We start from the raw sequence: 17,518 nt of genomic DNA, 5'->3' as shown, positions 1-17,518 counted from the left end.
CGGGCAAAAGTTGGGCGGTCGAGTAGCGTATGGATGTAGGTTCTTTCGGTTTCACCATTGCGGGCCTGATCGTGGGTTTCATCGTCGGCATGACCGGCGTCGGCGGCGGCTCGCTGATGACCCCGATCCTGTTGTGGTTTGGCATCAGCCCGGCAACGGCGGTCGGTACCGACCTGCTGTATGCCGCCGTCACCAAGGCCAGTGGCGTCTGGGTGCATGCGCGTAACCACAACGTCGACTGGAAGATCACCGGCCTGCTGAGCCTCGGCAGCGTGCCCGCAGCGGCGCTGACGTTGTGGTTCCTCAGTACCTTGCATACCGACACTTCGGCGCTCAACGCGATCATCAAGCAAGGCCTGGCGGTGGTGCTGATCCTCACCGCGTTGGCCATCCTGTTCAAATCGCGCCTGCAAGCCTTCGCCAGCCGTCATGCCGGCGACCACTATCACCTCAGCGACCGCAGCCTGAACATCCTCACCGTACTCACCGGCGTGGTGCTGGGGGTGATGGTTACCCTCACCTCCATCGGTGCCGGTGCACTGGGTACCGTGGCGCTGTTCCTGCTGTACCCGTTCCTGGTCACCCGCCGCCTGGTCGGTACCGAAATCGCCCACGCCGTGCCACTGACCCTGGTGGCGGGCCTGGGCCATGCGGGCATGGGCAACATGGACTGGTCGCTGCTGGGTTACCTGCTGCTGGGCTCGCTGCCGGGCATCTACCTGGGCAGTCATCTCACCGGGCGGATTTCCGACCGCGTGCTGCGCCCGTGCCTGGCGGCGATGCTGCTGCTGATCGGCTACAAGCTGGCGTTCTGAGCCTCATCCCAGGCGCAGGCGCCACTGCCCGGTAAAGCTCAGGTCCAGGCGCGACAGCGGTAACACATCGATCCGCTGGCCAGCACCCGGCGGGCAGCCGAGCACCTGCACCAGCACTGCGCGCATGTTCATCGGGTGGGTGATTGCCATCCATTCACCTGGCCTGTCGAAGGCCGCCAGCCAGGCGGCCATGCGCTGGCAAAGCGCGACAAACGACTCGCCACCGTGCACATCACTGGCCGGATCCTGCAGCCATTCGGCCAGAGCCTGCGGTTGCTCGGCCTGCAACTGCTTCAACGGCAACCCGCGCCAACGCCCCAGGTTGCAATCGGCCAGCGCTGGCTCGACCTCTACCGCCCCTGGCAACAATGCCGCGGTTTGGTACGCTCGCCGCTCTGGCGCGGTCAGCACCGACACCCCGCTAAGGTCAGCGAAAGGCGGTGCAACCAACGGCAGGATAGCGTCGTCGGTGTGGTGGAGACGCCCGCTCTTCTGGGCCTGGGTCAGGGCATGGCAGATCAGGGTCAGGCGGACGGCTTTCACCGGGCATCTCTCGTTGGTGGCAGGGGCGCATGGTTTAGCATGCCGAGACAATTCTTGCCGCAACAATCGTGGCCGGCAACCACCGGTGTGGCGTGCAGCACGTCGTGTGCGCCAATCGCAATTTGCATCCTGCCCGCCGCCTCCTACAGTTGGGAGCGTAGCGACCCTGCAGAGCCCACCATGCATAGCCACCAACCAAGCCGCCCCCGGGGCGCCGGCAAACACCTGCTGAAAATCCCCCGTAGCGTCTGGGCGCTGGGCTTCGTTTCGATGTTCATGGATATTTCTTCGGAGATGATCCACGCCCTGCTGCCGTTGTACATGGTCACGGTGCTCGGCACTTCGGTGGTCGCCGTGGGCGTTATCGAGGGCATCGCCGAGGCGACCGCCGCGATCACCAAAGTGTTTTCTGGAGCCCTGAGCGACCGCCTGGGCAAACGCAAGCTGCTGACAGTGCTGGGCTATGGACTGGGGGCGCTGACCAAGCCGGTGTTTCCCTTGGCTGCGGGTTTGGGGTGGCTGGTCGCGGCGCGCTTTGTCGACCGCGTGGGCAAAGGGATTCGCGGGGCGCCGCGGGATGCGCTGGTGGCTGATGTCACCCCGGCGGAACTGCGCGGTGCGGCCTTCGGCCTGCGCCAGGCGCTCGACACGGTGGGTGCCTTCCTGGGGCCATTGCTCGCCATCGCATTGATGTGGATGACGGCGAGCCATTTCCAGACCGTGTTCTGGGTGGCGGTGCTCCCGGCGTTCGCGGCGGTGTACATCCTCATCGCCTACGTCCACGAGCCTGAAACGCCGGCCACCCCCAGGCCGCTGCGTTCACCGCTGACACTGCATGCACTGGTTCGCCTGGGGCCGGCCTATTGGCGGCTGATCGGCCTGGCCACGCTGTTCACCCTCGCCCGCTTCAGCGAGGCGTTCCTGCTGTTGCGCGCACAGGACATGGGCCTGGCGCCGCTGTGGGCACCGGCGGTGCTGGTACTGATGGCGCTGGCCTACTCGCTTTCGGCCTATCCCGCCGGGGCCCTGTCGGACCACATGGGCCGGCGTGCCGTATTGATGATGGGGCTGGGCCTGCTGATCGCCGCCGACCTGCTGCTGGCCCTGCTGCCCGGCTGGAGCGGGCTGGCCCTGGGAGTTGCCGCCTGGGGCCTGCACCTGGGTTTCAGCCAAGGCATCTTTGCCGCGATGATTGCCGACAGCGCCCCGGCCGACCTGCGCGGTACAGCCTTCGGGCTGTTCAACCTGCTGACCGGGGTGGCGCTGCTGGCGGCCAGCGTGGTGGCCGGGCTGCTATGGGACGGTGCCGGGTTCCAGGCAACCTTCCTGGCCGGCGCGGGCTTTGCCAGCGCCACCCTGCTGGGCGTGGCGTTGTTACGCTGAGCCCAGCAGGCGGCCAGATCATGGCTATGCGCGCTGAAAGGCCCTACACCAGCGCCGGGTGCTGCTCCAGTAACGACCAACCACCCTGCCCGTCCACTTCCAGGCGATGGGTATGGAACCCCGCCAACGTGCTTCGATGCCCGACACTGACCAGCAAGGTGCTGGGCATTTCCGTACGCAACAGCGCGTACAAGGCATGCTCGAGCCCTTCGTCCATTGCCGAAGTGGACTCGTCGAGGAACACCACTTGGGGCCGGTTGAACAGGACCCGCGCAAACGCCAGGCGCTGCTGTTCCCCGACCGACAGAATGTGTGACCAGTCACAATTGATCTCCAACCGCTCGGCCAGGTGGGCAAGGTTGACCTGGCGCAACACCTGCTGCATCCGTGGTGCGTCTTCCGGGTTGCCAGCCTCCGGGTAGGCGATGACGGTGCGCAGATCGCCCAGCGGCAGGTACGGGCGCTGCGACAGGAACAGGGCCTGATGGCCCAGCGGCCGCCTGACCGCGCCTTCGGCATACGGCCACAGGCCGGCCAGGGCACGCAGCAGCGTGGTCTTGCCGCTACCCGACGGGCCCTTGATCAGCAGCGCCTGGCCGGCACGCAGGTCAAGCTCCAGGTCGGCGATAAGGGTATGCCCGTCCGGGCGCAGCACCTGCAGGCCGGCAATCTCCAGGGCCTGTGCCTGGTCCTGGGTGGTGACACGCGGCAAGGCGCTTGCCTGCGCGTTGGCATCGAGGAAGCCGGTAAGACGGTCAAGGGTCGCCCGGTACTGGGCGAACGCATCATACGATTCGCGGAAGAACGACAGTGAATCCTGCACCTGGCCAAAGGCCTGGGAGGTCTGCATGACATCGCCCAGCTTGATCGCACCGCTGAAGAAGCGCGGGGCCTGGAGAATGAACGGGAAGACCACCGCCACCTGGCTGACCCCCAGGTTGAAACCACTGAACTTGAGGTTTCGGTAAACCAGCGCCCAGGCATTCAGGATCAAGGCGCCAAAGCGGCCCAGCAATGTGCGTCGCTCGACCTGCGCGCCCTGATAGAAGGCGATGTTCTCGGCATTTTCGCGCAAGCGCATCAATGCATAACGGAAGTTCGCGGTGAGCTTCTCGTTGAGGAAGTTCAGGCGAATCAGTGGGCGGCCGAGGCGGAAGGCAATCCAGGTGGCGACGATGACATACAGGTACACGGCAAACACCATTGCCCGGGGGATCTCCATGCCGGCGACCGCCAGCGGGGCGGACAGCCCCCAGAGAATCCCGGTGAAAGCCACCAGCGACACCAGCGCGCTGACCGCGCCCAGTGCCAGGGTCACCGAGTTGCTGACGAAGGCGTTGACGTCCAGCTCGATACGCTGGTCGGGGTTGTCTACTGGCTCAGCGAGGAACTGGCCGCGGTAGTAGGCATCGCCCTGCATCCAGTCGTGGGTCAGACGCTCGGTCAGCCACACCCGCCATTTGATGCTGAACGCCTGGCTTACATAAAAGTTGAACAGCGAGCGCAGCACATGGATGGTGGCCAACACAGCGAAGACGCCGAGCAGGTACCAGAAGGCCGCTTGGTCAAGGCCCTGCAAGGCGCTGTAGAAGCCGTTGTACCAGAACGAGAACAGCACGTTCAGGCGCACCGAGAATAGCGTCAGCACGAGGAGCAGTGCGAACACCAGCAGCGGCCGCCAGCTGCGCCTGAAATTGAAATAGGGCCCGGCAAGCTGCCAGAACTGGCTGCCCCAGCGCGTGAAGCGCACGGCCAGTGTGGCGGCTGCAGCAAAGCAGACAAGGGTGGTGAACGAGGCGATTGCCAGCCAGCTCAGGCTCTCTTGCAGGGCCTGGTGCCAGTTCATTTCCATGGTGGGTTTCCGTGCTGAGTGTTTCCGCGAGCGTAACATTGTGCGCGGATTCATCAGACCAAAATGACGCACTTTTCATGATTGCGGTTGAGCGCTGTGCGTGCTTGGTGTGGGTACGCGAGTGTTGTCCAGCGCTGTAGGAGTAGTCTTGCGTCGCGATCGGTGCAGGAGCGGCTTCAGCCGCGAAACAGGCGACGCGGTTTGCCAGGTCGATTGGGGGTGCAGGGTGGCGGCCGCTGTGCGGCCGATCGCGACGCAAGGCCGCGCCTACAGGGAGCGCGCTTTTTTTGCCGGCGCAAAGACAAAACCCCTACCTGCATGTGCAGATAGGGGTTTTGCGAAATGAATCTTGACGATGACCTACTCTCACATGGGGAAGCCCCACACTACCATCGGCGATGCATCGTTTCACTGCTGAGTTCGGGATGGGATCAGGTGGTTCCAATGCTCTATGGTCGTCAAGAAATTCTGTTGCCAGAAGGTCTTGGTAGACACTCCAGCGAATTCGGATATGTGATGTTCGTGGTTCGTTGCGAACTTTCGGTTCGTATCATCTTCACCACCGCAATCTGCGTCAGCAAATTGCTTGGGTGTTATATGGTCAAGCCTCACGGGCAATTAGTATTGGTTAGCTCAACGCCTCACAGCGCTTACACACCCAACCTATCAACGTCGTAGTCTTCGACGGCCCTTCAGGGAACTCAAGGTTCCAGTGAGATCTCATCTTGAGGCAAGTTTCCCGCTTAGATGCTTTCAGCGGTTATCTCTTCCGAACATAGCTACCCGGCAATGCCACTGGCGTGACAACCGGAACACCAGAGGTTCGTCCACTCCGGTCCTCTCGTACTAGGAGCAGCCCCTCTCAAATCTCAAACGTCCACGGCAGATAGGGACCGAACTGTCTCACGACGTTCTAAACCCAGCTCGCGTACCACTTTAAATGGCGAACAGCCATACCCTTGGGACCGGCTTCAGCCCCAGGATGTGATGAGCCGACATCGAGGTGCCAAACACCGCCGTCGATATGAACTCTTGGGCGGTATCAGCCTGTTATCCCCGGAGTACCTTTTATCCGTTGAGCGATGGCCCTTCCATACAGAACCACCGGATCACTAAGACCTACTTTCGTACCTGCTCGACGTGTTTGTCTCGCAGTCAAGCGCGCTTTTGCCTTTATACTCTACGACCGATTTCCGACCGGTCTGAGCGCACCTTCGTACTCCTCCGTTACTCTTTGGGAGGAGACCGCCCCAGTCAAACTACCCACCATACACTGTCCTCGATCCGGATAACGGACCTGAGTTAGAACCTCAAAGTTGCCAGGGTGGTATTTCAAGGATGGCTCCATGAGAACTGGCGTCCCCACTTCAAAGCCTCCCACCTATCCTACACAAGCAAATTCAAAGTCCAGTGCAAAGCTATAGTAAAGGTTCACGGGGTCTTTCCGTCTAGCCGCGGATACACTGCATCTTCACAGCGATTTCAATTTCACTGAGTCTCGGGTGGAGACAGCGCCGCCATCGTTACGCCATTCGTGCAGGTCGGAACTTACCCGACAAGGAATTTCGCTACCTTAGGACCGTTATAGTTACGGCCGCCGTTTACCGGGGCTTCGATCAAGAGCTTCGCTTGCGCTAACCCCATCAATTAACCTTCCGGCACCGGGCAGGCGTCACACCCTATACGTCCACTTTCGTGTTTGCAGAGTGCTGTGTTTTTAATAAACAGTCGCAGCGGCCTGGTATCTTCGACCGGCATGGGCTTACGGAGCAAGTCCTTCACCCTCGCCGGCGCACCTTCTCCCGAAGTTACGGTGCCATTTTGCCTAGTTCCTTCACCCGAGTTCTCTCAAGCGCCTTGGTATTCTCTACCTAACCACCTGTGTCGGTTTGGGGTACGGTTCCCAGTTATCTGAAGCTTAGGAGCTTTTCTTGGAAGCATGGTATCAACCACTTCGTCGCCTAAAGGCAACTCGTCATCAGCTCTCGGCCTTGAAATCCCGGATTTGCCTAAGATTCCAGCCTACCACCTTAAACCTGGACAACCAACGCCAGGCTGGCCTAACCTTCTCCGTCCCTCCATCGCAATAACTGGAAGTACAGGAATATTAACCTGTTTTCCATCGACTACGCTTTTCAGCCTCGCCTTAGGGACCGACTAACCCTGCGTCGATTAACGTTGCGCAGGAAACCTTGGTCTTTCGGCGTGCGAGTTTTTCACTCGCATTGTCGTTACTCATGTCAGCATTCGCACTTCTGATACCTCCAGCAAGCTTCTCAACTCACCTTCACAGGCTTACAGAACGCTCCTCTACCGCGTCATCAAAGATGACACCCGTAGCTTCGGTGCATGGTTTGAGCCCCGTTACATCTTCCGCGCAGGCCGACTCGACTAGTGAGCTATTACGCTTTCTTTAAAGGGTGGCTGCTTCTAAGCCAACCTCCTAGCTGTCTAAGCCTTCCCACATCGTTTCCCACTTAACCATGACTTTGGGACCTTAGCTGACGGTCTGGGTTGTTTCCCTTTTCACGACGGACGTTAGCACCCGCCGTGTGTCTCCCATGCTCGGCACTTCCAGGTATTCGGAGTTTGCATCGGTTTGGTAAGTCGGGATGACCCCCTAGCCGAAACAGTGCTCTACCCCCTGGAGTGATACATGAGGCGCTACCTAAATAGCTTTCGAGGAGAACCAGCTATCTCCGAGCTTGATTAGCCTTTCACTCCGATCCACAGGTCATCCGCTAACTTTTCAACGGTAGTCGGTTCGGTCCTCCAGTCAGTGTTACCTAACCTTCAACCTGCCCATGGATAGATCGCCCGGTTTCGGGTCTATACCCAGCGACTAAACGCCCTATTAAGACTCGCTTTCGCTACGCCTCCCCTATTCGGTTAAGCTCGCCACTGAATATAAGTCGCTGACCCATTATACAAAAGGTACGCAGTCACCTAACAAAGTAGGCTCCCACTGCTTGTACGCATACGGTTTCAGGTTCTATTTCACTCCCCTCTCCGGGGTTCTTTTCGCCTTTCCCTCACGGTACTGGTTCACTATCGGTCAGTCAGTAGTATTTAGCCTTGGAGGATGGTCCCCCCATGTTCAGACAAAGTTTCTCGTGCTCCGTCCTACTCGATTTCATTGACAAGAGATTTTCGTGTACGGGGCTATCACCCACTATGGCCGCACTTTCCAGAGCGTTCCACTAATCTCAAATCAACTTAAGGGCTGGTCCCCGTTCGCTCGCCACTACTAAGGGAATCTCGGTTGATTTCTTTTCCTCAGGGTACTTAGATGTTTCAGTTCCCCTGGTTCGCCTCTTGCACCTATGTATTCAGTACAAGATACTCAGCTTGTGCTGAGTGGGTTCCCCCATTCAGAGATCTCTGGATCACAGTCTGTTTGCCGACTCCCCAAAGCTTATCGCAGGCTACCACGTCTTTCATCGCCTCTGACTGCCAAGGCATCCACCGTATGCGCTTCTTCACTTGACCATATAACCCCAAGCAATCTGGTTATACTGTGAAGACGACATTCGCCGAAAATTCGCATGTTGCTCTTTCGAGCAGAACTCACAAATTTTACCTTAGCCTGATTAACCAGCAGTGAAACTGGTCATCAGTCTATATCTATCACATATCCGAATTTTTAAAGAACGATCTGACAAAAGCCAGAAATCAACATTCGAAACGAATGCTCATTTCTGAGTTTGATCAAGTGCAACACCTCACAACAGCAGAAAGTGGTGGAGCCAAGCGGGATCGAACCGCTGACCTCCTGCGTGCAAGGCAGGCGCTCTCCCAGCTGAGCTATGGCCCCGCATATTGGTAGGTCTGGGCAGATTTGAACTGCCGACCTCACCCTTATCAGGGGTGCGCTCTAACCAACTGAGCTACAGACCTATATAGGGTCTTGATCGTCTTCAACCATGAATCAAGCAATTCGTGTGGGAGCTCATCAGCAGGCTGATGTCGTCGATTAAGGAGGTGATCCAGCCGCAGGTTCCCCTACGGCTACCTTGTTACGACTTCACCCCAGTCATGAATCACACCGTGGTAACCGTCCCCCCGAAGGTTAGACTAGCTACTTCTGGTGCAACCCACTCCCATGGTGTGACGGGCGGTGTGTACAAGGCCCGGGAACGTATTCACCGCGACATTCTGATTCGCGATTACTAGCGATTCCGACTTCACGCAGTCGAGTTGCAGACTGCGATCCGGACTACGATCGGTTTTGTGAGATTAGCTCCACCTCGCGGCTTGGCAACCCTCTGTACCGACCATTGTAGCACGTGTGTAGCCCAGGCCGTAAGGGCCATGATGACTTGACGTCATCCCCACCTTCCTCCGGTTTGTCACCGGCAGTCTCCTTAGAGTGCCCACCATAACGTGCTGGTAACTAAGGACAAGGGTTGCGCTCGTTACGGGACTTAACCCAACATCTCACGACACGAGCTGACGACAGCCATGCAGCACCTGTGTCAGAGTTCCCGAAGGCACCAATCCATCTCTGGAAAGTTCTCTGCATGTCAAGGCCTGGTAAGGTTCTTCGCGTTGCTTCGAATTAAACCACATGCTCCACCGCTTGTGCGGGCCCCCGTCAATTCATTTGAGTTTTAACCTTGCGGCCGTACTCCCCAGGCGGTCAACTTAATGCGTTAGCTGCGCCACTAAAATCTCAAGGATTCCAACGGCTAGTTGACATCGTTTACGGCGTGGACTACCAGGGTATCTAATCCTGTTTGCTCCCCACGCTTTCGCACCTCAGTGTCAGTATCAGTCCAGGTGGTCGCCTTCGCCACTGGTGTTCCTTCCTATATCTACGCATTTCACCGCTACACAGGAAATTCCACCACCCTCTACCGTACTCTAGCTCGCCAGTTTTGGATGCAGTTCCCAGGTTGAGCCCGGGGCTTTCACATCCAACTTAACGAACCACCTACGCGCGCTTTACGCCCAGTAATTCCGATTAACGCTTGCACCCTCTGTATTACCGCGGCTGCTGGCACAGAGTTAGCCGGTGCTTATTCTGTCGGTAACGTCAAAACAGCAAGGTATTAACTTACTGCCCTTCCTCCCAACTTAAAGTGCTTTACAATCCGAAGACCTTCTTCACACACGCGGCATGGCTGGATCAGGCTTTCGCCCATTGTCCAATATTCCCCACTGCTGCCTCCCGTAGGAGTCTGGACCGTGTCTCAGTTCCAGTGTGACTGATCATCCTCTCAGACCAGTTACGGATCGTCGCCTTGGTGAGCCATTACCTCACCAACTAGCTAATCCGACCTAGGCTCATCTGATAGCGTGAGGTCCGAAGATCCCCCACTTTCTCCCGTAGGACGTATGCGGTATTAGCGTTCCTTTCGAAACGTTGTCCCCCACTACCAGGCAGATTCCTAGGCATTACTCACCCGTCCGCCGCTGAATCAAGGAGCAAGCTCCCGTCATCCGCTCGACTTGCATGTGTTAGGCCTGCCGCCAGCGTTCAATCTGAGCCATGATCAAACTCTTCAGTTCAATACTGCTTGGGTTTTTAAGAAACCCTAAACTTGGCTCAGCAATCTCAAATGACTATGTGATTTCTCGCATGGCCACTTGTGATGCTGATAATCTTTGTGACTATCAGTCCGTACTCACAAGCACCCACACGAATTGCTTGATTCGATTTGTTAAAGAGCGTTTGGCTAAGAGCGTTTCGTCCCAACCGAGGCGCGCATTCTACGCTTTCCTCATTTGCTGTCAAGCGTTTATTTTGAAGTTTTTTGCGAGAAACTCGTTTAGCTTCAAACACTTGACTCAACGCGGTGGCTTGCCTTGCTTCGCTACCGCGCTGGAGTGGGGCGCATTATAGGGTGATATTCGAGGCGGTCAACCTTTAATTTCAATAATCTGCAATCTTTCCAAAATGACTCTGCAGGGCCACCCGGTGCTCGCCACAGCCCTTGCAGTGCCGGTGATATCGAGCGCTCCGCACAGCGCATGGCTGGCAGCGCCTGCATCTGTCTCGGCCAATCCATCCTCTGCGTTCGCCGCTATCTGCCTTGGCTGTTCCCTTTCAGCCCGGTTGCGCACTATAGTGCGCATTCTCAACCTGCCAAGGATCGCCGTACAGAAATGAACACCCAGCCTCGCAGCCTGGCCGCCACCCTCTTTCCGATCGGCCTGCTGCTCATTGCCATGGCATCGATACAGTCCGGCGCTTCCCTGGCGAAAAGCATGTTTCCCATCGTCGGCGCCCAAGGCACCACCACCCTGCGCCTGATCTTCGCCAGCATCATCATGCTGCTGATATTGCGCCCTTGGCGTGTGCGCCTGACTGCCCACACCCTGCGTAACGTGATCATCTATGGCATGGCCCTGGGCGGCATGAACTTCCTCTTCTATATGGCGCTGCGCACGGTACCGATCGGCATCGCCGTGGCCCTGGAATTCACCGGGCCACTGGCCGTGGCGATCTTGTCCTCGCGTCGGCCAATCGATTTCCTGTGGATTGCCCTGGCCATCGCCGGCCTGCTGCTGTTGCTACCGGCTGGTGATGGCGGGCAGGCTCTGGACCCGGTCGGTGCCGCCTATGCCCTCGGTGCCGGAGTGTGCTGGGCGCTGTACATCCTGTTCGGGCAACGTGCCGGGGCCGAGCATGGCATTCAGAGTGCCGCGCTGGGGGTTGTGGTGGCTGCCCTGTTCGTCGCGCCCATCGGTATCGCCCACGCTGGCAGCACATTGCTCACACCCGCCGTGATCCCCCTGGCCCTGGGCGTTGCGATTCTGTCCACCGCCCTGCCCTACAGCCTGGAAATGGTCGCGCTCACACGTATCCCGGCGCGCACCTTCGGTACCCTGATGAGCATCGAACCGGCATTCGGCGCACTGTCCGGGCTGCTGTTTCTCGGCGAAGTGCTGACGCTCACCCAATGGCTGGCGACTCTGGCGATCATCATTGCCTCGGTCGGCACCACCTTGTCCATGCGCAAGGAGCCCAGCCCGACGGTCGCCGCAGACTGACATGAGAAATATTTTCATTTGAGACAGGAATAGTGATTGTGGCGGCCCGCCGCGCTGATTAAGCTGTCACAAAATCATCATCTCTACGCTATCTACTGGACAGAACACGGACGCTGGGGAATTTTCAGGAAGAATCAAAGCGATAACGACGGGGCCAGACGGCTGATCCGCCCTGCATTTAAGGACAGGAATGAAACGTATTTTTCTCATCCTGGCCATCTTGGCCATTGCTGGTTGTGCCGCCACTGCCAAGACCGAGGTCAAAAGGGGCAAGAAGGGCCTGCATATCAATTGCTCCGGCCTTTCCTCCTCGTGGGACAACTGCTACAGCAAAGCTGCGAGCGCCTGCAGCACGCGAGGCTATCGCGTCATCGCGCGCTCGGGCGATAGCGATGAAGAACCGGGTGACTACCTGTTCGGCATCAACCCGGCGGGTTACACCAGCCGCAGCATGATCGTCATCTGCAAATAAAAAAAGGGCAGCTCGCAAGCTGCCCTTTTTATTTGCAGCCTCATAACGGCGCGGTGCGCGCCTCAAGCCAGGCCAGCGCCTCGCCCTTGAGCAAGGGTGCCAGGCGCTCGCGCACCTGGGCGTGATAGTGGTTCAACCAGTCCAGTTCGTCCTTGGCCAGCAGCTCGGGCAACAGGCAACGGGTGTCGATCGGGCACAGCGTCAGGGTTTCGAAGTTGAGGAACTCGCCGAAGGCGCTCGTGCCGGCCTCACGGGTGACGACCAGGTTCTCGATGCGCACGCCCCACTGCCCCGGGCGGTAGGTGCCTGGCTCGATCGAGCTGATCATGCCCGGCTGCATCGCGGTCTGCGGTGTCGGCGCGGCCTGATAGGCAATCACCTGCGGCCCTTCGTGCACGTTCATGAAATAACCCACCCCATGCCCGGTGCCATGGCCGTAATCCACCTGGTCAGCCCAGATCGGTGCCCGCGCAATGGCATCGAGCAACGGCGACAGCACGCCACGTGGGAAGCTTGCGCGCGACAAGGCAATCATGCCCTTGAGCACGCGTGTGCAATCTTGCTTCTGCAGCGGGCTGGGGTTGCCCACCGGCACCATGCGGGTGATGTCGGTGGTACCGCCCAGGTATTGCCCACCCGAATCGATCAGCAGCAGGCCGTCGCCCTCGATGACCGCGTGCGACTGTTCGGTGGCGCGGTAATGCGGCATGGCGCCGTTGCCGTTGAAGGCGGCAATGGTCGCGAAACTCAACGAAACGAAGCCCGGGCGACGAGCTCGCGCAGCGCTCAGGCGCTCGTCGATGGTGAGTTCGGTGATGGTTTCCTGACCGAGGTTGGCCTCGAACCAGGCGAAGAATTCGCACAGGGCCGCGCCGTCCTGCTCCATCGCCTGGCGAATGTGCATCAGGTCGTCTTCGCCTTTGCACGCCTTGCTCAGGGTGGTGGGGTTGATTCCCTCGACCAGCTCAACCCCGCCGGGCAGGTTATCCAGCAGGCCACAGGTTACCCGGGCGGGATCGATCTGCAACCGGCTGCCGGCTGGCAGGGTGCCGAGGGCGCTACCGGCTTCGGTGTAGTCACGCACCTCGATGCCATCCACTGCCAGCACCTGGCGCAGATGGTCATCGAGCTTGTCCTGGCCGACGAACAGGATGGCTTGCTCCTGGCTGATCAGGGCGAACGCCATGAACACCGGGTTGTAGGACACGTCGCTGCCGCGCAGGTTGAAGAGCCAGGCGATGTCGTCCAAGGTGGCGATGAAGTGCCAGTCGGCGCCCTTGGCCTGCAGGCTCTGGCGCAACTGCTTGAGTTTTTCCGCCCGGCTGACCGTAGCCTGGGGCGGCAAATGCTGGTAAACCGGGTTGCCCGGCAACGCCGGACGCCCATCCCAGACCTGCTCCAGCAGGTCCTTGTCTGTCACCAGTCGTGCCCCGCGCAGCTTCAGCCGCTCGCCCAGCTGGCGTGCCGATGCCAGGGCCATGACCGCACCATCCACGGCCACGCTACCATTGGGCTCGACGTTGTCGCCCAGCCATTCCAGCGCGCCAGGCTTGCCCGACAGCAGCTTCATCAACTTGATGCCAGTGCCTGCCAGCTCGTGCTCCGCCTGTTCCCAATAGCGGCTATCGACCCATAACCCGGCAAAGTCGGCCGTGACCACCAGGGTGCCAACCGAGCCATGGAAGCCAGACAGCCACCGGCGCCCCTGCCAGTAGGCCGGCAGGTATTCGGAAAGATGGGGGTCGGCCGAGGGTACCAGCAAGGCATCGATGCCCTCTTCGGCCATGACCTGGCGCACGCGCGCCAGGCGCTGCGACACGCTTTGCCCAAGGGTGGTCTGAACGTTCATGCGCTCTCCTGCGGCTACATCACGGTTGATCCAGTGTGCCGATAATGGAACAGCCGTCGAAGCCCTGCAATCGTGGCGACCGACACACGGCATGCATTGCCCGCCACGCCCTGCGCAAACAGGACACTTCCTACAGCGCGGCCGGGACCATCGATCAAGTTCCGCTGAACTTCGCCAAAGTAACGGCTTCACACAGATATATTCACTGCATACAGGCAAACGACCATGCCCAATGCCAGCGCCCCTAAAAGCGGCGTGGTGCTGCTCGATACGCGGGTGCGCACTCCTGACCACGAGCATGCCGTGCATCTCAAGCTCGCCGAAGGCCTGGCGCGCCTGCTGGGTTGCCCGCACGTGCAGCCCAGCCAACCGCCGAGCGCCGCCGATGGCTACTACTATCTACCCACCGAAACCTTGGTCGACCCCAAGCGCCAGGCCAGCCTGGGCATCCGCAGCGAGCACGACCTGTTCGGTGGCTTGGTCGCCTATCCATACATGGCGACCAAGGCAATCTCCCACCCGTTACCGGCGGGGGCCAGTTTCCCTCCAGGCTGGACCGATGCCTTCGCCCGGCAAGCCAGCGACGCCCTGTTGCGCGGCTACACGGTGTTCAGCAAGGCCGACGCCCGCACCGCCGCACAGCTGCTGCTGCTGGACGGCCCATTGCGGATCAAGCCCGTGCTGGCTTGTGCAGGCCGCGGGCAGCAGGTCATCACCACGCTGGATGCGCTGGAGCCACTGCTGGCCGGCATGGATGACCAGGAACTGGCAGTGTGGGGGCTGGTGCTGGAAGAAGACCTGAGCGAGGTGCAGACCTTCAGCGTCGGCCAGGTGCGCGTCGCCGGCCAGACCTGCAGCTACCACGGCATCCAGTACCTGACCCGCGATCACCAGGGCGTCGAAGTCTATGGCGGCTCCGATCTGGTGGTGGTGCGCGGCGGCTACGACGCGCTGCTGCAGCTACCACTGGAAGATCACCTGCGCCTGGCCATCAACCAGGCAATCGTCTACGAGCAGGCAGCCGAGCGCCACCTGCCGGGCTTCATCGCCTCGCGGCGCAACTATGACATCGCCCGCGGCTTCACCGCCGAGGGCCACTTGCGCAGCGGCGTACTCGAACAATCCTGGCGGCTGGGCGGCGCCAGCAGTGCCGAACTGCTGGCCTTGCAAGCCTTTGCCGGCGACCCGGCATTGCAACGGGTGCGGGCTTCCACCCATGAAGTATTCGGCACCCCCGAATTGCCCACTGACGCCACCCTCTTCTATCAAGGAAACGACAGTGAACTCGGACAACTCAGCAAATTTGCGGGGATTCGCGACTATGACCATTCAGAGTGAAACCGTTGAACTGCAGGTCGAGGATGACAGCATCGTCGGCACCCTGGTCAGCCCTGGCAGCAAGATGCCGGGCATTCTCTTCGTGCATGGCTGGGGCGGCAGTCAGCAACGCGACCTCGCACGTGCCCGGCATATCACCGGGCTGGGCTGCGTCTGCATGACCTTCGACCTGCGCGGCCACGAAAAGACCGAAAGCCAACGTCTGACCGTTACCCGCGAACAGAACCTGATGGACCTGGTGGTGGCCTACGACCGCCTGGTCAGCCACCCCGCTGTCGACAGCAGTGCCATCGCCATCATCGGCAGCAGCTATGGCGGCTACCTGGCCACGCTGTTGACCCGCGAGCGGCCAGTCAAATGGCTGGCCCTGCGCGTCCCTGCCATGTATTGGGACGAGGAATGGGACATTCCCAAGCAGACCCTGGACCGGCAGCGCCTCAACGCTTACCGCCAGCGCCCGCTCGGGCCGGCGGACAACCGTGCACTGGCAGCCTGCGCCGAGTTCGCTGGCGATGTGCTGCTGGTGGAGTCCGAACAGGACGACTATGTGCCGCACAGTACGCTGATGAGCTACCGCTCGGCATTCGTCAGCGCCCATTCGCTCACGCACCGCATCGTCGACGGTGCCGACCACGCGTTGTCCAGTGAAGCTTGTCAGAAGGCCTACAGCTCGATCCTGGCGTCGTGGATCAGCGAAATGGTCATCGGCGCCCGGCTGGACCGTTACCCGCACTATGCGCCCTGGTATGCCTGAGCTTCACTCAGCTGGCAGTGCAGGCCGCCATCGGCGCCACGGACCAGGCTGCGCAGGGTCTGGTAGGCGGCAAACCTGACGCCACGTGCCTGATGCTCGGCGAGCAGTTCGAGAAACGGCTCCTCGACGAAACAGGCAGCGGCCGCCGCCCACGCCTGGCGCGACTGCCATTGCAGGTACTGCAACACTCGGCTGCCATCGTCACTGGCCTGGATGCTGACCCCCTGCAACCCCTCACAGCGTGTGGCCAGCTCTTCGCTGCGCGCCACCAGCGCCTGGGCCAATGCCTGCTGGCGGACGCCGGGCACTTCATATTCGATCATCTGGGTAAACCACAGGGCCTGGGGTGTTGCCATCATGAGCAGTCTCCTTGCTACGGACGCATGCAGCGCGATGCCGGGCAGGGTAAAACCTCAAGTTAAGTCAAGGTCAAGCGTTTTTCCGCTGCGGATGCGCCGCACTCGCCCTGGCCGGAGACTGCAAAGCGCCGACGATAATCACTCGGGGTCAGGCCGGTTATGCGCTGAAACACCTTGCGAAACGCGCCCGGGTCCTGGTAACCGACACCCCAGGCGATCTGATCGACAGTGCGCCGGGTAAACTCCAGCAAGCGGCACGCCCGCCCTACCCTCACTTGCTGGCAGTATTCGGTCGGCCGCAGCCCCGTGGCAGCACGAAAACGGCGCAGGAAAGTGCGGGCCTCCAGCCCCGCGCAAGCAGCCATGCTGGCCAGGTCGGCATCCTGCCCGCCATTGCCCTGCAACCAGTGCTGGACTTTCAGCACCGCCTCGTCGCCATGCTCCAGACGCGGGCGGAACACGGCACCAGGCAGCGGCGTCGCCACCGGCTGCACTGCCAGGTAGCGGGCGGTTTCGCCTGCCAGGGTCGCGCCCATGAAGCGCTCCAGCAAACGCAGGCCCAGGTCGGTCCAGGCCATCAAGCCGGCCGAGGTGATCAGGTCGCCATCATCGAGCAAGGGCTGCTGGGCCTCGACCCGTATCCTGGGAAAACGCTGGGCCAGCGCTTGCACGTAGTTCCAGTGGGTACAGGCCGGGCGCCCGTCGAGCAGGCCGCTGGCAGCGATGAAGAACACACCGATGCACACCGAGGCCAGCACCGTGCCGCGCCCATGCAGCTCGCGCAGCGGCGCACCGTGGCGCTCCAGCAACTGAGCTTGCGGTGCCGACTCCAGGCTCGGCGGTATGATCAGCACGCGCAGATCAGGCAAGGCGGCACCTGGGCTCTCGGGCGCAGGTTGCAGTTGCCCCAGGTCGTCGACCTGCCAGAAGCTGACGCGTAGCCGCGGCAACTCGACGGCTCCCAGCTCGGCGGCTACCCGGTTGGCTACCAGAAACAGGTCGGCCAGGCCATGCACAGCAGCACGCTGCGCGCCCGGGTACAGCAGCAGGCCGATATCCAGGCTGGTGGCATTGTCAGTTTTTGCCCGCATAGTGTCGTTTGCGCCAATCCTCAGGTCAGTGGCCACAGCCTATAACTAACGTCATCCAACGACTAC

11 protein-coding genes, 2 tRNA genes and 3 rRNA genes are annotated in these 17,518 nt (G+C 60.3%); 6 read left to right on the top strand and 10 right to left on the bottom strand.

Annotated elements, in window-relative coordinates:
* Positions 1 to 29: 29 nt before the first annotated feature.
* Positions 30 to 815, top strand: coding sequence for a sulfite exporter TauE/SafE family protein (locus ACJA3S_RS09160; RefSeq protein ID WP_186690296.1), 786 nt, complete (start codon positions 30 to 32; stop codon positions 813 to 815).
* 3 nt (positions 816 to 818) lie between these two features.
* Here the strand turns inward: ACJA3S_RS09160 and ACJA3S_RS09155 are convergent, their stop codons facing one another.
* Positions 819 to 1,358 carry a histidine phosphatase family protein gene (locus tag ACJA3S_RS09155; protein ID WP_406821582.1) on the bottom strand — a complete coding sequence of 180 codons (540 nt, stop codon included), beginning with the start codon at positions 1,356 to 1,358 and terminating at the stop codon, positions 819 to 821.
* 180 nt (positions 1,359 to 1,538) lie between these two features.
* Here ACJA3S_RS09155 and ACJA3S_RS09150 point away from each other — a divergent pair, with 180 nt between their 5' ends.
* Positions 1,539 to 2,741, top strand: coding sequence for an MFS transporter (locus ACJA3S_RS09150; RefSeq protein ID WP_406821581.1), 1,203 nt, complete (start codon positions 1,539 to 1,541; stop codon positions 2,739 to 2,741).
* 43 nt (positions 2,742 to 2,784) lie between these two features.
* On the opposite strand, the gene ACJA3S_RS09145 is transcribed toward ACJA3S_RS09150, so the two are convergent.
* The 6 genes from ACJA3S_RS09145 to ACJA3S_RS09120 form a co-directional block, all read right to left on the bottom strand.
* The gene (locus tag ACJA3S_RS09145; protein ID WP_406821580.1) at positions 2,785 to 4,593 is read right to left on the bottom strand and encodes an ABC transporter ATP-binding protein/permease; all 1,809 of its coding nucleotides are present in this window, start codon (positions 4,591 to 4,593) and stop codon (positions 2,785 to 2,787) included.
* Positions 4,594 to 4,940: 347 nt separating this feature from the next.
* A 5S ribosomal RNA gene (gene rrf / locus ACJA3S_RS09140) occupies positions 4,941 to 5,056 on the bottom strand.
* A gap of 134 nt (positions 5,057 to 5,190) precedes the next feature.
* Positions 5,191 to 8,082 (bottom strand): 23S ribosomal RNA (locus ACJA3S_RS09135).
* A 249-nt stretch (positions 8,083 to 8,331) separates the two neighbouring features.
* Positions 8,332 to 8,407 (bottom strand) — tRNA-Ala (locus tag ACJA3S_RS09130).
* A 6-nt stretch (positions 8,408 to 8,413) separates the two neighbouring features.
* Positions 8,414 to 8,490: transfer RNA gene (locus ACJA3S_RS09125), tRNA-Ile, on the bottom strand.
* A 77-nt stretch (positions 8,491 to 8,567) separates the two neighbouring features.
* Positions 8,568 to 10,104: ribosomal RNA gene (locus ACJA3S_RS09120) — 16S ribosomal RNA — on the bottom strand.
* Together the 16S, 23S and 5S rRNA genes with 2 tRNA genes alongside form the textbook arrangement of a ribosomal RNA operon.
* 597 nt (positions 10,105 to 10,701) lie before the next feature.
* On the opposite strand from ACJA3S_RS09120, the gene rhtA reads away from it, so the two are divergent.
* Both rhtA and ACJA3S_RS09110 read left to right on the top strand, forming a co-directional pair.
* Complete coding sequence (rhtA, locus tag ACJA3S_RS09115; protein ID WP_406821579.1) at positions 10,702 to 11,589, top strand: threonine/homoserine exporter RhtA; 888 nt, start codon at positions 10,702 to 10,704, stop codon at positions 11,587 to 11,589.
* A 190-nt stretch (positions 11,590 to 11,779) separates the two neighbouring features.
* On the top strand, positions 11,780 to 12,061 hold the full coding sequence (locus tag ACJA3S_RS09110) for a hypothetical protein (RefSeq protein ID WP_170029178.1): 282 nt from the start codon (positions 11,780 to 11,782) through the stop codon (positions 12,059 to 12,061).
* Between the two features lie 40 nt (positions 12,062 to 12,101).
* Here the strand turns inward: ACJA3S_RS09110 and ACJA3S_RS09105 are convergent, their stop codons facing one another.
* Positions 12,102 to 13,910 carry an aminopeptidase P family protein gene (locus ACJA3S_RS09105; protein ID WP_406821578.1) on the bottom strand — a complete coding sequence of 603 codons (1,809 nt, stop codon included), beginning with the start codon at positions 13,908 to 13,910 and terminating at the stop codon, positions 12,102 to 12,104.
* Positions 13,911 to 14,135: 225 nt separating this feature from the next.
* Between ACJA3S_RS09105 and ACJA3S_RS09100 the strand changes: the two genes are divergently transcribed.
* Positions 14,136 to 15,248, top strand: a complete 1,113-nt coding sequence (locus ACJA3S_RS09100) for a DUF3182 family protein (RefSeq protein ID WP_406821577.1) — start codon at positions 14,136 to 14,138, stop codon at positions 15,246 to 15,248.
* Positions 15,232 to 16,002: a S9 family peptidase gene (locus ACJA3S_RS09095; protein WP_170029175.1), complete on the top strand. Its 771-nt coding sequence runs from the start codon at positions 15,232 to 15,234 to the stop codon at positions 16,000 to 16,002. Before ACJA3S_RS09100 ends, ACJA3S_RS09095 begins: the two co-directional genes overlap by 17 nt.
* On the opposite strand, the gene ACJA3S_RS09090 is transcribed toward ACJA3S_RS09095, so the two are convergent.
* Positions 15,981 to 16,361: an antibiotic biosynthesis monooxygenase gene (locus tag ACJA3S_RS09090; RefSeq protein ID WP_406821576.1), complete on the bottom strand. Its 381-nt coding sequence runs from the start codon at positions 16,359 to 16,361 to the stop codon at positions 15,981 to 15,983. The two genes, ACJA3S_RS09095 and ACJA3S_RS09090, sit on opposite strands and share 22 nt — an antisense overlap.
* Before the next feature lie 59 nt (positions 16,362 to 16,420).
* Positions 16,421 to 17,452 (bottom strand): GlxA family transcriptional regulator, encoded by a 1,032-nt coding sequence (locus tag ACJA3S_RS09085; RefSeq protein WP_406821575.1) that lies wholly within the window; start codon positions 17,450 to 17,452, stop codon positions 16,421 to 16,423.
* Positions 17,453 to 17,518: the final 66 nt, after the last annotated feature.

This window comes from Pseudomonas sp. KnCO4, assembly GCF_045344305.1.
GTDB lineage: Bacteria > Pseudomonadota > Gammaproteobacteria > Pseudomonadales > Pseudomonadaceae > Aquipseudomonas > Aquipseudomonas anuradhapurensis.
Note: the sequence above shows the minus strand (reverse complement) of the source record. Positions and strands in the feature narration are given on the sequence as shown.

Coding starts and splice junctions, on each gene's coding strand:
- ACJA3S_RS09160 (WP_186690296.1), top strand. CDS start 30: ATGGATGTAGGTTCTTTCGGTTTCACCATTGCGGGCCTGATCGTGGGT.
- ACJA3S_RS09150 (WP_406821581.1), top strand. CDS start 1,539: ATGCATAGCCACCAACCAAGCCGCCCCCGGGGCGCCGGCAAACACCTG.
- ACJA3S_RS09145 (WP_406821580.1), bottom strand. CDS start 4,593: ATGGAAATGAACTGGCACCAGGCCCTGCAAGAGAGCCTGAGCTGGCTG.
- rhtA (WP_406821579.1), top strand. CDS start 10,702: ATGAACACCCAGCCTCGCAGCCTGGCCGCCACCCTCTTTCCGATCGGC.
- ACJA3S_RS09110 (WP_170029178.1), top strand. CDS start 11,780: ATGAAACGTATTTTTCTCATCCTGGCCATCTTGGCCATTGCTGGTTGT.
- ACJA3S_RS09105 (WP_406821578.1), bottom strand. CDS start 13,910: ATGAACGTTCAGACCACCCTTGGGCAAAGCGTGTCGCAGCGCCTGGCG.
- ACJA3S_RS09100 (WP_406821577.1), top strand. CDS start 14,136: ATGCCCAATGCCAGCGCCCCTAAAAGCGGCGTGGTGCTGCTCGATACG.
- ACJA3S_RS09095 (WP_170029175.1), top strand. CDS start 15,232: ATGACCATTCAGAGTGAAACCGTTGAACTGCAGGTCGAGGATGACAGC.
- ACJA3S_RS09090 (WP_406821576.1), bottom strand. CDS start 16,361: ATGATGGCAACACCCCAGGCCCTGTGGTTTACCCAGATGATCGAATAT.
- ACJA3S_RS09085 (WP_406821575.1), bottom strand. CDS start 17,452: ATGCGGGCAAAAACTGACAATGCCACCAGCCTGGATATCGGCCTGCTG.